This window comes from Dyadobacter sp. AC419 (genome assembly GCF_979253085.1).
Genome location: NZ_CEEDCD010000001.1, coordinates 1 through 13,449, shown reverse-complemented (window position 1 = coordinate 13,449; position 13,449 = coordinate 1). Strand labels below are relative to the sequence as shown.

Genomic DNA, 13,449 nt, shown 5'->3' with positions numbered 1-13,449 from the left:
ATTTTTTTTCATCTTCTTTACTTGGTTCAGTTGTTGCAGAACCGATATTAACCGAGCCTCTCATTGTCCGTTCTCTAGTTTTCGCATTTATCGTGAAACGCTTTCGCGTTTTTCGTGCGCCGCTTGGATCAGAAAACAATTCCAATGTTTAGCCAAAGCAAACCGCCCGCCCCATGCTGAAACCAGGCAACGTCGAATCTTTGAATGTCGTTTTTTTTAAGAAATTCCTGGAGTAAGTGCTTCTCCAAACTTCCTTGGTTACTAGTTCACTTTTGGCAGAAACACTCTTTCCATGAAAAAACAAGTCGAAAGCATAAATGGTATAAACATCGCCCAAATGCTTTTCAAACGGCTGAAAACAGCTTAACCCGTCTTGTCCAATGCCGTGGAAAGCAAGCAAAGTTTTGGAGCCGCGGCCGAGTTTGTGGTAATGGAGGTTGTTACAAGCCTGCATTACCAAAGGAGGTCGATTGGATGGTAAAGTGGAAAGTTCGGGTCTTTCGTTACAACCCGGAATTGCTCTGTTATTGCCTGAGCTATAATGATGCGATCAAAAGGATCTTTGTGAAAGAAGTCCAACTGGCTGACCAACAATATGTGAGCGGTAGAGATTTGAAGAATTTCTATTTCAGATTTGATAAGATCTGAAAGAAATATGTCCAGAGGTTTTTGAAGAGTTAACTTAGCTAAGTTGATTTTGATTGCAATTTCCCACAAAGAAGCGATGCTGACAAACTTTTTGTTTTCGCCATTTTCAATTGCTTCTAGTGCTTTTTCAGACAAATTAGCGTCTCCTTCAAAGAACCAGATAAGTGCGTGTGTGTCTAAAATTATATTCAAGGCATGTATTCTTTAAAATCATCTAAAGGCTCATCAAAATCAGGGCTCATTTTAAAAGTCCCTTTCATCATCCCAAATTTTAAAGGGGTCTTTTTAGTGTTTTCGTTGCTAAGATACTTGTTGATCAAAAAATCCACATAGTCAGAAACTTCCTCTTTCAGGTTATCTGGAAGGACTGACACCTTTTTCATTAAGTCTGTTTCACTCATAACATTTCACATTTCACAGTAAGTTATCAAAAATAAAAAAACCTCCAAGCAATCCGGTAAGCGGAGGGATGTTGGAGGTTTTTGGAATTTATCGAAATGTTACGATTCCATCAGATAAGCTTTGATAAAATCGTTGATCTCTCCATTTAAAACGGCATCTGTGTTAGATGTCTGGTGATCCGTTCTGTGGTCTTTGACGCGGCGGTCGTCGAGCACATAACTGCGGATTTGTGAGCCCCATTCGATTTTTCGCTTGGATGCTTCCACTTCTGCACGTGCAGAGTTCCGTTTTTCCAATTCAATCTGATAAAGGCGCGACTTCAAAAGCCTGATTGCCACCTCTTTATTCATCAACTGCGAACGCTCTTGCTGACAGGCAATGATGATTCCGGATGGTTTGTGATGCAAACGCACTGCCGTTTCCACCTTGTTTACATTCTGCCCACCTGCCCCGCCGGAACGGTAAGTATCCCAGGTAATGTCGGCAAGGTTAACGTCAATTTCAATGTTATCATCGGCCAATGGATACACATAAACAGATGTAAAAGAAGTGTGGCGCCTTGCATTGGAATCAAATGGTGAAATACGAACGAGGCGATGCACGCCATTTTCCGATTTCTCAAATTTCCATAAGCATATTCACCGTCAATTTCCAATGTAACCGGACTTAACACCAGCCACATCGCCATCCTGCAAATTCGACTTCACCAACTTTGTAACCATTTTTTTCTGCCCACATAATGTACATGCGCATCAGCATGGAAGCCCAGTCCTGCGACTCGGTGTCCGCCGGCTCCCGCATTAATCTCAACAACGGCCGGAAGTTCGTCCCCTTCCTCACCCATCATTTTACGGAATTCGACTTCTTCAAGCTTGTTTAGACAGCTTTAAGCCTTCCTCGTCTACTTCTTCTTCTGTTGCTTCGTCTGCTTCATAAAACTCCCAGATCGTATCCAAATCATCCCTCAAGCGCGACAACTCTTCATATCCGTTTGTCCAGAATTTCAATCCGCGGATTTCCCGCATTCGTCTTTTTTCGGCACTGTTCCTGAATCATTCCAGAACTCCGGTTGAACGGTCCGCTGTTCGAGATTCTTCTAGCTGTTTTTTTCGGTTATCGTAGTCGAACAGAGTACCTCCCCAAAGCCTCTACACGGGCTTTCAGAGTCTTTCCATTGCTTCGGCAGTCATTTAATTTTTTGAATTTAAGTTGAAAAAATGTTGCTGCTTGTCATTGTCTTTTCCGGCTCTGGCAAGATTGGCAAAAATGACAAACCATGCAGTTTAGCAAAGGTATAACAATTCGCAATATGGCTCAGTTTCATGGCAAGTACTAGAAGCCCTGTACATGTAGGCAATCCGGCAAATCGTCTTAACTTTGCGAGAAATTTTTGTCAACCCATTTCGTACAATAAAAATACCAGAAAATGGCTCAAACATATGATGTGATTGTAATTGGTAGCGGCCCCGGGGGTTATCCCGCAGCCATTCGTGCTTCCCAATTAGGACTTAAAGTAGCAATAGTTGAAAAAGAAAGTTTGGGTGGAATTTGCCTTAACTGGGGCTGTATTCCTACCAAGGCGCTGTTGAAAAGCGCTCAGGTTTTTTGAGTACATTAGGCGTCCAAAAGATTATGGTATTAATGTGGGTGAATCTGCGGCAGACTTCGGCGCAGTGATCCAGCGCAGTCGCGGCGTTGCGGACACCATCAGTAAAGGCGTTTCTTTCTTGATGAAAAAGAACAAGATCGACGTCCTGATGGGAACCGGCAAAGTGAAAGGCCAGAAAACGGTTGCAGTTACAGACGAAGACGGCAAAACAACGGATTACACAGCTGGTAAAGGCGTTATCATTGCAACAGGCGCACGCGCACGCGAATTGCCTAACATGCAAATCGACGGTCAGAAAGTAGTTGAATACCGCAAAGCAATGAGCCTTGAAAAACAGCCTGCTTCTATGTTGGTTGTAGGTTCTGGCGCAATTGGAATGGAATTCGCTTACGTATATGCCTCAATGGGCACGAAAGTAACTGTTGTTGAATTCCTGCCAAATCTGGTTCCGGTTGAAGATGAAGACATTTCAAAAGAGATCGCGAAACAATACAAAAAGCTGGGCATTGAAACTTACGTGAACTCCACAGTTGAGACTGTTGACGTGTCGGGAAATGGTTGTAAAGTTTCTGTAAAAACACCGGACGGACAAAAGCTCCTTTGAAGTGGATATCGTTCTTTCTGCTGCCGCAATTGTTTCCAACCTTGAAAATATTGGTTTGGAAGAAACAGGCATCAAAACTGATAAAGGCAAAATCACTGTGAATGAATGGTATGAAACCAGCGTTCCAGGATTTTATGCGATCGGCGACTGTACGCCTGGGCCCGCATTGGCACACGTTGCTACAGCTGAGGGAATTATCTGTGCGGAAAAAATCGCAGGTCATAAGACAGAAGCATTGGATTACGGAAACATTCCGGGAATGGGGCTCACTGCTCAGCCTGAGATCGCATCTGTTGGACTTGACCCGAAAAGAAAGCAAAAGAAGCCGGATACGACATCAAGCGTGGGTAAACTTCCTTTCAAAGCGTCTGGTAAGGCGGTTGGAGCAGGTGTTACCGACGGTTTTGTCAAAGTTATTTTTGATGCCAAATATGGCGAGTTCCTTGGTGCTCACATGATTGGGAGCCAATGTTACTGAAATGATTGCTGAAGTGGTTGTAGCCCGTAAACTGGAAAACAACTTCACACGAAATTATGCGTGCAATCCACCCGCACCCAACAATGTCTTGAGGCATTGAAAGGAGCGACGGAAGCTGCTTACGGCGAGGCGATTGACTTGTAAGCTTAGCCAGCGTACACTAGAAAATAGGGTATTCATTAGCTTGGATATCCTATTTTTTTTGTGATTTAATGTAAATTTGAAAATATGTCTGTCTGACAATTACTCTAAAGCGTTATAAAAATCACTCTCCTTGAACAAAGCTACTTACACAAAAGATTTCGACGACTTGTGGAAAAAAGAGAGAGAGTTGAAATCCCGATGGGGAAACATCAATTTTGTGTCGCCTATCTGATCGGCTATCCAGCGACATCCCTGCTTTATCTCATCCAGAATAATCCTGCATTTAAACAGGTTCTGACGGCAGAACTGCTTTTAAGCGGCATCATTATCATTTTGTTGGTCCTGCATTTCACGGGAAAAATCGGAGCGCAAACGGCTTCTTTCCTGACCAATATGGCTTTGCTGCCGGTGCATGCATACATTCTCGCAACTGTTCCCCACGAAGTCCGACGACCGCGCGAGCCTCAATATGACATTAGGGTTAATGTTTGCATTTTTTGTGCTGCGCTGGCCGTTTCGTTACAGCATTGTTCTCACGATTTGGCGTTTTCGCCTTGTTTCCGCTGGGGCTGTACTATGGTCATCCCGAGTATTTCTACAAATTTTTCAGCCAGGGCGGGCTGTTTTTTTTTCCTTGGGCGAATGCTGCTTTCCCTTTTATGATGTATTTCCATGAAAGCAGAAATAAGCGCGAGTTTTTTTACCGTTACAGCCTCGCCGAACAAAATGATTTGCTTCTTCGAAAAGCAGAAGCAAATCGCTGAACACGCAACATTAGCCAAATCCGAATTTCTGTCCACAATGAGCCACGAGATCAGGACGCCATTGAACGGGATTGTAGGAATTGTGCATTTGCTGGAAGAAAACAAGGCGAGGAGTGAAGAGGAAATGGAGCTGATACAGACATTGAAATTCTCTTCCACGCACTTAATGGCCGTCGTTAACGATATTCTTGATTTCAATAAAATCAATTCTAACCATGTGAAGCTGCATCCTGTCAATTTTGAGCTGGATGAGTTGCTGAAAAATCTTTACAACAGCTTTCTGCCGCGTGCGAATGAAAAAGGGCTTGAACTGATCTTTGAATCATCGCCTGCACTGCCGGAGCTTAGCGGCGACCAGGTGAGGCTTAGTCAGATCATCACAAATCTGGTGCATAATGCGATCAAGTTCACAGATCAGGGTTTCGTGAAATTTTCAGTAAAGGAAATCAGCCGGAAAAGTGATGTTGTTAAGCTGGAATTTGTGATTTCTGATAGCGGGATCGGTATTTCGCGAGATCAGCAATCGAATGTTTTTGAAATATTTACGCAGGTAAAAAGTTTGGTTAAACGGCAGGATGGCGGCACGGGGCTTGGACTGGCGATATGCAGAGAGCTTGTAAGGCTTTTCGGGGGCGAACTCAAATTGGAAAGTGAGCTTGGAAAAGGATCCGTTTTCTCGTTTCAGATTGATTTGCATTATGCGATTAACATTAACCGCCCGGCTAAGCCAGAAAAGATCATTGCGCCGACCTTAAACGCGAAGTTCAAAATATTGCTCGTTGACGATAATGCGACCAATCTGATGTTTGCGACAACGCTCCTGAAACGCCGGAATATTGCATTTGACCTTGCCTCGGATGGAAAACAAGCGGTTGAAAGATATTTTTCAGAACATTATGATCTGATTTTCATGGATTTAAGAATGCCCGTTATGGACGGCTTTGAAGCAACTAAACTGATCCGCGAGCATAATCTGGAAATCCCAATTGTCGCCCTCACCGCTTCGGCTTTTGAAGACGAACGCGAAAGGGCTTTGGCGAATGGTTTCAGCGATTATCTGGTGAAACCATTCCTTCCGCCCGATTTTTACAAGATCATTTACGCACACATGGGCACCGATGCATAGTTGCCGCTATTTAACTTTTTGACGGCGCTGCATTGCTTCCCGCCAGGTGGTAAGGATAATGCCTTCTTTTTCAATGTATTTTTTCAATTCAGGATCAATCATTGCCAAGTAATCGCCCTCACGCGTCGGCCACGAATCTGAAACGTGCGGAAACACTTCAGTGTGGATCGTGCAATGCATAATGACCATTGTTAAGCCCGGTTTTAGGTTTTTTATGGCATTAATGTATTTATCCGTCTTATACTTTTGAAGCGTTTTATCTGATTTATCCCAATTGTCAGGGCCCTTCCAGCCGTAACTTGTGTTTTCCAAGTCGTCCAGCACAGGCAGACCGGCGTTCCAAAGCTGCTTTCCAATCGTCTGCGTCATCTCAAAACGGTCTGCAATCATCTTTTCCTCGGCTCTTATTGCCGTATTATGGCCGCCGGGAAACATGACCGGGATCTTTTTTTCCATTCCGACTTTGAGATAACGCTCCATAAATTCAGGCGTTGCGAAAAGCGTCCCCATATGCGAATCCATGTGTGTAGGCTCAAATCCCATTGTGCGTGCCCTTTCAAGCTGCGCGCGAATTTCCGTTTCCACTTCATCCGCAGATGCATTTTTGACAACATCGGCCACACTGCGCCACATGGCACCTTCCGGATCGACTAGCCCTTTCACTTTTGGCTTTCCGGCAAGCGGTCCCCAACGATAATCTTTCCATTCAGAAGTCATCGTCAGGTGCAATCCGGCATCCAGATCTTTATTTTCTTTCCAATAATTGACAAAACCCGGCACCCATCCGCAAGGCATCATGACACTCAGCGAATTGGCAACACCATTCCTGATCGCCTTAATCGCGCCCTGATTGGATTCGTAGGACATGCCCACGTCATCGACATGAATGATCAGCACTTTTTTACCCTTCGGATAACCGAGCTTTTCCGCGTAAGTTTCAGCAGTCTGGGCCATTGATACATTGGATAGTAAAATGAAGAATACGAGGGGTAAATGTTTCATATAAGCCGCCATGCGAGGTGATTTTAAGGTAAGACGAAATGCATTTGTAACTACCCGTTTTGCACCTGATCGTACTACGCAGCCTGATGTGCTTCCTGATTTTTATACAATAGCACCTTGTTTTTCTCGTTATTTGGCAAAATCACGCACCCCGACTTTTCCGCATGACCCATTCACGCAGCCTGTTAACCTGTTTGTTATTGTTATCCTTGCATGCAGCTAATGCTCAGCATTTCTCATTAAGCCGGCTTTTTTATCCAAATCTTACCTTAAAAGCAGATTACACAGTTCCGGCCAGCATGAACGGGACGCAGGATTACGGCTTGTCTAGGACGGGATTTTTAGGGATAATTCCGATTCACAGCGAAGTGCAGCTGGGTTACAGTCTTAGGAAAAAATTTGATTTGCGGGCGGTCCATACGGTTATGCTAGCGCAATACAACCAGATTCAGCCAACTGTGGACGGAAAGAACAATCCGGAAAATGGTTATAAAACGCTTTCGCTTGGCGTGATCCGGCTGCAAGCCAGCATTAAGGATCGGCTGTGGGTGTATGGCGGCGGTTTGGGAATGACAGAAACGAATGAGACTTTTTTCAGTCCGCAGCCGTTTTTCTGGGGCGGCGCTGCACGAATGCACATTCTTGGTTTGCGCACGCAAATTCTTTACGGTTCGGTTCTGGCTTATAATCAAAAGCTGCGTTTTGTTCCTGTTTTTGGTGTAAACAAAGGCTTAGGAAGGCATTGGCGGGTTTCTGCACTGCTTCCTTTTATGGCTAATGCAAATTACAAGGCAACAAAATGGTTTAATATCGATTTGCTAGCCGGACTGAATGGTTACAGCGGCGGTTTTCAGGTTCAATTGCCAGAGGAGAAAACGCTTAGGAGAGAAAACTATCGTCAGATCAAAACCGGGATTTCTGCCAATGCACATTTGTTTACAGCAATTAATGTTTCGCTGGAAGCCGGCGTGAGCACATTTCGCCAGATCAAGACATTCAACAGCGCCAGACAAACACTTACATCCGACACGCCCGCAACAACACCTTACATTGGTGCGAGTGTGCGCTACATTACGAGCCGATCCAAGCTTTCGTCCAAATTCACAAAAAGAATGGGCTTAGGTCAGTCAGGAATTAATTGGTAAAAGTTTTTATACAAAACCTGTTATGCCAAAGCGGATGGAATGACAAGGTTTAAAGCTTCGGTTTTCAGCAATTCCTTGTCAATAGGAACCACGCCGACCAATTCGCAAACCAAACCGCCACCCAAGTTAGAGACAGCAGCAATGGTCTTAGGCGGCAAACCCAGTGCAACGCAACAAGCGGCAATGCTGATAACCGTGTCGCCGGCGCCGGAAACATCGGCGATTTGTCTGATATGCGCTGGTAATTTGTGCACTTCTCCCTGAAAATCAATGATTACGCCACGTTCCGAAAGCGTAATTAATGCGCCTTCGACATTCAATGTTTGTTTCAAATGTTGCACAGCGGCCCGGAGTTCTTCCGGATTATCCACATTGAATTCGATTTTCAAACCTTCCCGCAGTTCTTTCAGGTTTGGTTTGAACAATGTTGTGTTATTGTAAGCAAGAAAATTGCGTTTTTTAGGATCCACAACGGTCGGAACATTGTGTTCATTGGCAAAGGAAGTGACCTCAGCAATAGATTCTGCGGTTAAAACACCTTTGTCATAATCCTCAAAAATAATCACCTGACACGAAGGAATGAGTTCTTTCGCCTTAGCAATGAGTTTTTCAGTTTCAATTTTAGAAACCGGCTTATCAGTTTCCGTATCAATGCGGACAACCTGCTGAGAACCAGCGATAATGCGCTCCTTGATGGTTGTAATCCTGTTTTCGCTGCGGATTAGTCCCTCGCAATTCAGGCCCTTGTCTTTCAGACTGTTTTCGAGCAAATCGCCGGAGCTATCCGTTCCGATAACCGAACAAACAATTGCCTCAGCACCAAGCGATTGGACATTAAGCAAAACGTTTCCCGCACCGCCGAGGCGATATTCACGTTTTTGAACATTGACAACCGGAACGGGTGCTTCTGGTGAAATTCTTTCTACTTTTCCCCAAACATATGAGTCGAGCATTACATCTCCGATAACCAGTACACGCAAATCGTTGAATGCTTCAAAAACCTGATTGATATCCATTAAAGTTCTAGCGCTGTTTTATTTACAATATAAATTAAGAGATCAGACGTTTGCAACAAAATGAAGGCTTGTGACCTGAAAACGCTTGTTCAGATAAAGTCTGTGCGCATCGGTCCGGGCTTCGCTAACACCCGAATCCAGGTGAACTTGCGCGAAGTTTTCATTTTTGGCATAATCCAGAATCCAATCGATGAGCATGCCTGCAAAACCTTTGCCACGCTGTTCAGGAAGCGTAGAAAGGTCATCAATATAGATATAATCGCCGCGAAAAAGGTTGTAGCCGGTTTCAAAAACAGCAATGGCTGCCGCTTCATCATTATCCTCAATAAAAACGATCTGACGGTTATCCGCAAGCGTCTTTTTTACGGCCTCAAAGTAAAGTTCGTCTGTTAATGAGGGCCTTAACGCCTGAATTGCACGGCGACATTTGTGAATATCGCTGTCAGTTTTTACAATTTGAACGGGCATCATCCTTTATTAACCGGAATGGTGAGGTTGCTCAAATTGTGGCCCATCTTATCTCTTTTTGTGAGCAGATATTTCTCGTTATGCGGATTGGAAGGAATTTCAACATTAACCGAATCCACAATTTCAAGTCCGTAACCGATCAAACCAGCCCGCTTTTTCGGGTTATTCGTGATGAGGCGCAATTTGGTAACATCCAGGTCGCGCAGAATTTGCGCACCGACGCCGTAATCCCGGTCGTCCATTGGAAAACCAAGTTCCAGGTTTGCTTCGACCGTATCGCGGCCCATTTCCTGCAAACTTATATGCGCGTAATTTATTCAAAAGCCCGATTCCACGACCTTCCTGATTCATATAAACAATCACACCTTTTCCAGCTTTGTCCACCATTTCCATAGCGGCATGTAACTGAGGTCCGCAATCGCAACGGCATGAACCAAAAATGTCGCCAGTAACGCAAGAAGAATGTACGCGGACCAGAACCGGCTCGTCTTTTTCCCAAGTGCCTTTTACCAAAGCCAAATGTAAGTCACCCGTGTTGATCTGACGATAAGCGATCAGATCAAAATGCCCCCACTTGGTTGGCATATCAACACCGATCTCGCGTTTGATCAGGCATTCTTTTTGTAATCTGTATTCGATTAAGTCCTTAATGCTGACCAATTTAAGATTGAACCGATTAGCAATTTCGCGAAGCTGAGGAAGTCTGGCCATTGAGCCGTCTTCATTCAGGATTTCCACCAAAACACCTGCCGGCGATAATCCCGCTAATCTTGGAAAGTCGATTGCTGCCTCTGTGTGGCCCGTCCGCCTTAACACGCCGCCTTTTTTTGCCCTTAATGGGAAAATGTGGCCTGGACGCCCTAAATCCTCAGGCAATGTTGCCGGATCCACGAGCGCTTTGATCGTTTTGGAACGGTCGCTCGCGGAGATTCCCGTTGTGCAGCCATGTCCGAGCAAGTCAACAGAAACGGTAAATGCAGTTTCATGCAAAGCCGTGTTGTTACCCACCATCATTTCGAGATTAAGCTGCGTGCAGCGCTCTTCGGTAATCGGAACGCAAATCAGGCCCCGTCCTTCGCGGGCCATGAAATTGACAATTTCAGGAGTGATCAATTCGGCTGCGCAAATGAAATCACCCTCATTTTCACGGTCTTCGTCATCAACGACGATGATCATTTCTCCTCTTTTTATAGCCTCTATGGCCTCATCTATGGAATCCAAAACAATTGGAATGCTATTATTATTCATTAATCAGGTCGACGAAAAATAGTTTTAGACAAAAACTCGTTTTTACTCAGCAAAGGTACATCGTTAATGTTGAAAAGTTCTATTTTTGAACCTCCATTGCATCTTAACAAAGCTTTTGGCTTATCCGTTTCAATGATCTGCCGCAACCAACCAGCCCGTCATTTTGAAATAATTTTACTCACCTATGAAGATTAAATTACTGATATTCTTTTTGTTAAGTGCATTTTTGATTTTTCAAAAGAGTGTTCAGGCGCAAAGCTTCTGTGGTAATACGGGTAAATTTCTGGTAACACCCGTTGAAGGTTGCGCACCTTTAACCGTGAACGTCACCAATCAGATGGTTAATGCTGAGAATGTTACTTACGCATATGATTTTGACAAAAACAGCACTTCTCCGCCGGAAGAAAAAGACCGCTCTTTTGAATCTTTCGCACGTTTACAACCTGCCCGGCACTTACACAATTTTGCAATATGGAAGTATAAAAGATGTCGCAGGATTCAGTCTTTGCAAAGACATTATAGTGAAAGAAAATCGCGCTCCGAAAGCGGATTTAATGTCGTGCAATAATGGTCGGGTGCGGCTGACGATTGTTAGTGATGAAATTTCGCAGGCCTATGATGCGATAGAGATTAACTGGGGCGATGGGCTTAGTCAGTCGGTAAATATCAAGAATGGCGGAGTGCTTTTTTATGATAATAAATACGCATCATCCGGTGCGTTTCCGACGATTACTGTTCAGGGAAAGCATTCAACCGGAAATTGTAATCAAACTTTAAAAACAACATTAACCAAGTGAAACGGCCCCACAATCGTTGGCAGAAATCCGCATTAGAAGTGTTAGAAATACTCCCTTCCGGTGGAGAAAAGTGCTCTATGATGGAATGGAAGGCGTTGAAACGGAGATTTGGATTGATAAGGGGGACGGACAGTTTGTCGCGACAGGAAAAGGAGGAAGTTCGGAGGCGCGCAATCTGCAACGATCGGCGGCCTTAATCCGCAACAGCTTTATCGGTTTAAGCTTTCTTCCAAGAACTTCTGCGACATACTGGTCGACAGTCCAATCGTCACCAGTTTAGTTTTGAAAGAAGGTTCCGTGTCATTAGATGAGATCATCTCGGTGGCTTGGGACCACTATCCAAATACGGAAAAGCTTTTAGAATATCAGCTCAAACGTGACGGATCGGTTGTTTTTACGTCGTCAGACCAGCTTTTTTATTTGGATAGAGACGTCAAATGCGGCAATGAGTATAAATATGAAATCGTTGCCGTGATAGAAAACGATGTGCGTTCCTACTCGGCACCATTCAGCATTTCACCAAAAAGCTCAGCTCCGGAAACCATTACAACGGCCAGTGTTACGGTAAAAGATCCGAACACAATTACAACACAGGTTGCATTAAGCGGCGAAGGACTCACAAGCAGCTACGACCTGATCGTGGAAAGAGCAGAGCTTGGGAGCCAGGATTTTCAGCAAATTTCTCAGCCCGAAAATCAACGTCTGCTGTTCGATGATGTCAATGTAAACACGGGTTCAAGTTCTTATTGTTATCGTTTCAATTATGAAAACGCCTGCAACCTCAGGGCTCCTTCATTTAGTGCGCCGGTTTGCTCGATTCTTTTGCAAAATAATGTTATAAATGTCGTTTGGAATGCGGATTCACCCTTTTCTGCGGGAGTTGGCGCTTATGATTTGATTCAAATGGACGAGGCGCACACGGTCCAGGACGAAATTCCGAAGCAATTGGAAACAAGTCACACACTGAATATTGCCTCGCAATCCGCATTTTCTTTTCAGGTAAAAGCCCAATCGCCGGATGGAAATCTTTTGAGTTATTCCAACATTCTTGATCTCCGCCGCGATCCTATCGTGCTGATTCCGGATGCATTCACACCAATGGAGATGCGTATAATGAAAGGTTTGAGGTGAAGCTTATTTCGTTTCAGATTTTAATATGTCGGTTTTCACGCGTTGGGGAGAAGTGGTTTATCAGACCAAGGATAGCGCGGAAGGCTGGGATGGAAACATAAAAAATGAGAAGGCTGCCGGGAGGTTATTATTTGTATAAAATAGAGATGACGGACGCATTAAGACATCCGATTTCCAAAAATGGCAGTTTTTTATTGATCCGATAGGATTTTTCCAGTGCCTTATGGATCAGAATAATAGTTTTACTACAAACCCGTTTAGTAGTAAGGGGCTGATGCGACTTTGAAATCACTTATTTTTGCTGACCCTTTACAACCATTGCTATTATCAATCACTCAATGTTGTTAAAGTCTCCCGGAAAAAATCATTGTCTAAATTTTGCACACTTATGAGGTTAACACTACTATCACTCTTCTTTATTAGCTCTTTTTTACTAACAACAAGATCAAACGCGCAGGGACTGTGCAATACAGGGGGCGGCGCATTTAGTATTGACCCGTCAGAAGGTTGCTCTCCACTAACAGTAAAGATAACCAATGCCTTGCCTGATGCGATAGATGTTACTTTTGACCAGAATTACAAGGGTGGCAACCCTGTTTACAGGTATCATTTCTGCGTATACTTATACTGGCATTGGAACATTTACAATCCTTCAAAAGGCCATTCTGAATAATGGCAAGATTGTGTATGAATGTAAAAAAGTAAACGTCCTTGAAAGCCGCGCAGTAGCTGCGACTTATACATCATGCGGTGGCGGCAAAATTACTTTGTCATTAATAGACGATGTAATCCTGAAAGGGTATGATCAAGTATCGATACAATGGGGTGATGGCGCTTCGGATACTTGGAATAAAGAGAATCAGTGCG

The 13,449-nt window shown here is 44.1% G+C and carries 16 protein-coding genes and 3 pseudogenes; 11 read left to right on the top strand and 8 right to left on the bottom strand.

Annotated elements, in window-relative coordinates; translation table 11 throughout:
• Positions 1-148: 148 nt before the first annotated feature.
• From AC0IYG_RS00095 to prfB, 4 genes and pseudogenes are all read right to left on the bottom strand, one after another.
• The gene (locus AC0IYG_RS00095; protein ID WP_471709005.1) at positions 149-454 is read right to left on the bottom strand and encodes an alpha/beta fold hydrolase; all 306 of its coding nucleotides are present in this window, start codon (positions 452-454) and stop codon (positions 149-151) included.
• Positions 454-840, bottom strand: a complete 387-nt coding sequence (locus AC0IYG_RS00090) for a type II toxin-antitoxin system VapC family toxin (protein ID WP_471709004.1) — start codon at positions 838-840, stop codon at positions 454-456. Before AC0IYG_RS00090 ends, AC0IYG_RS00095 begins: the two co-directional genes overlap by 1 nt.
• Entirely contained in the window at positions 837-1,049 is a 213-nt protein-coding gene (gene vapB / locus AC0IYG_RS00085; RefSeq protein WP_471709003.1) for a type II toxin-antitoxin system VapB family antitoxin, read from the bottom strand. Before vapB ends, AC0IYG_RS00090 begins: the two co-directional genes overlap by 4 nt.
• A gap of 99 nt (positions 1,050-1,148) precedes the next feature.
• Positions 1,149-2,240 (bottom strand): annotated as a pseudogene (prfB, locus tag AC0IYG_RS00080) (peptide chain release factor 2).
• 236 nt (positions 2,241-2,476) lie between these two features.
• On the opposite strand from prfB, the gene AC0IYG_RS00075 reads away from it, so the two are divergent.
• The 5 genes from AC0IYG_RS00075 (at position 2,477) to AC0IYG_RS00055 (ending at position 5,775) form a co-directional block, all read left to right on the top strand.
• On the top strand, positions 2,477-2,659 hold the full coding sequence (locus AC0IYG_RS00075) for an FAD-dependent oxidoreductase (protein ID WP_471709002.1): 183 nt from the start codon (positions 2,477-2,479) through the stop codon (positions 2,657-2,659).
• Positions 2,660-2,693: 34 nt separating this feature from the next.
• On the top strand, positions 2,694-3,263 hold the full coding sequence (locus AC0IYG_RS00070; protein ID WP_471709001.1) for an FAD-dependent oxidoreductase: 570 nt from the start codon (positions 2,694-2,696) through the stop codon (positions 3,261-3,263).
• A 1-nt stretch (position 3,264) separates the two neighbouring features.
• On the top strand, positions 3,265-3,741 hold the full coding sequence (locus AC0IYG_RS00065) for an FAD-dependent oxidoreductase (RefSeq protein ID WP_471709000.1): 477 nt from the start codon (positions 3,265-3,267) through the stop codon (positions 3,739-3,741).
• A 312-nt stretch (positions 3,742-4,053) separates the two neighbouring features.
• Entirely contained in the window at positions 4,054-4,548 is a 495-nt protein-coding gene (locus tag AC0IYG_RS00060; protein ID WP_471708999.1) for a hypothetical protein, read from the top strand.
• Positions 4,549-4,557: 9 nt separating this feature from the next.
• Complete coding sequence (locus tag AC0IYG_RS00055) at positions 4,558-5,775, top strand: response regulator (protein ID WP_471708998.1); 1,218 nt, start codon at positions 4,558-4,560, stop codon at positions 5,773-5,775.
• 6 nt (positions 5,776-5,781) lie between these two features.
• Here the strand turns inward: AC0IYG_RS00055 and AC0IYG_RS00050 are convergent, their stop codons facing one another.
• Positions 5,782-6,789 carry a polysaccharide deacetylase family protein gene (locus AC0IYG_RS00050; protein WP_471708997.1) on the bottom strand — a complete coding sequence of 336 codons (1,008 nt, stop codon included), beginning with the start codon at positions 6,787-6,789 and terminating at the stop codon, positions 5,782-5,784.
• A gap of 182 nt (positions 6,790-6,971) precedes the next feature.
• Between AC0IYG_RS00050 and AC0IYG_RS00045 the strand changes: the two genes are divergently transcribed.
• Complete coding sequence (locus AC0IYG_RS00045; RefSeq protein ID WP_471708996.1) at positions 6,972-7,922, top strand: hypothetical protein; 951 nt, start codon at positions 6,972-6,974, stop codon at positions 7,920-7,922.
• 20 nt (positions 7,923-7,942) lie between these two features.
• Here the strand turns inward: AC0IYG_RS00045 and AC0IYG_RS00040 are convergent, their stop codons facing one another.
• The 3 genes and pseudogenes from AC0IYG_RS00040 to AC0IYG_RS00030 form a co-directional block, all read right to left on the bottom strand.
• Positions 7,943-8,938, bottom strand: a complete 996-nt coding sequence (locus tag AC0IYG_RS00040) for a bifunctional heptose 7-phosphate kinase/heptose 1-phosphate adenyltransferase (protein ID WP_471708995.1) — start codon at positions 8,936-8,938, stop codon at positions 7,943-7,945.
• A 42-nt stretch (positions 8,939-8,980) separates the two neighbouring features.
• On the bottom strand, positions 8,981-9,409 hold the full coding sequence (locus tag AC0IYG_RS00035; RefSeq protein WP_471708994.1) for a GNAT family N-acetyltransferase: 429 nt from the start codon (positions 9,407-9,409) through the stop codon (positions 8,981-8,983).
• Positions 9,406-10,654, bottom strand: a pseudogene (locus tag AC0IYG_RS00030) (bifunctional 3,4-dihydroxy-2-butanone-4-phosphate synthase/GTP cyclohydrolase II). Before AC0IYG_RS00030 ends, AC0IYG_RS00035 begins: the two are co-directional and overlap by 4 nt.
• 374 nt (positions 10,655-11,028) lie before the next feature.
• Here AC0IYG_RS00030 and AC0IYG_RS00025 point away from each other — a divergent pair.
• The 5 genes and pseudogenes from AC0IYG_RS00025 to AC0IYG_RS00005 form a co-directional block, all read left to right on the top strand.
• On the top strand, positions 11,029-11,451 hold the full coding sequence (locus tag AC0IYG_RS00025; RefSeq protein WP_471708993.1) for a hypothetical protein: 423 nt from the start codon (positions 11,029-11,031) through the stop codon (positions 11,449-11,451).
• Between the two features lie 16 nt (positions 11,452-11,467).
• Positions 11,468-11,731 carry a hypothetical protein gene (locus AC0IYG_RS00020; protein WP_471708992.1) on the top strand — a complete coding sequence of 88 codons (264 nt, stop codon included), beginning with the start codon at positions 11,468-11,470 and terminating at the stop codon, positions 11,729-11,731.
• Positions 11,732-11,733: 2 nt separating this feature from the next.
• Entirely contained in the window at positions 11,734-12,582 is an 849-nt protein-coding gene (locus AC0IYG_RS00015) for a hypothetical protein (protein WP_471708991.1), read from the top strand.
• Between the two features lie 25 nt (positions 12,583-12,607).
• Complete coding sequence (locus tag AC0IYG_RS00010; protein WP_471708990.1) at positions 12,608-12,721, top strand: hypothetical protein; 114 nt, start codon at positions 12,608-12,610, stop codon at positions 12,719-12,721.
• Between the two features lie 445 nt (positions 12,722-13,166).
• Positions 13,167-13,449, top strand: a pseudogene (locus tag AC0IYG_RS00005) (gliding motility-associated C-terminal domain-containing protein); the annotation flags it as partial.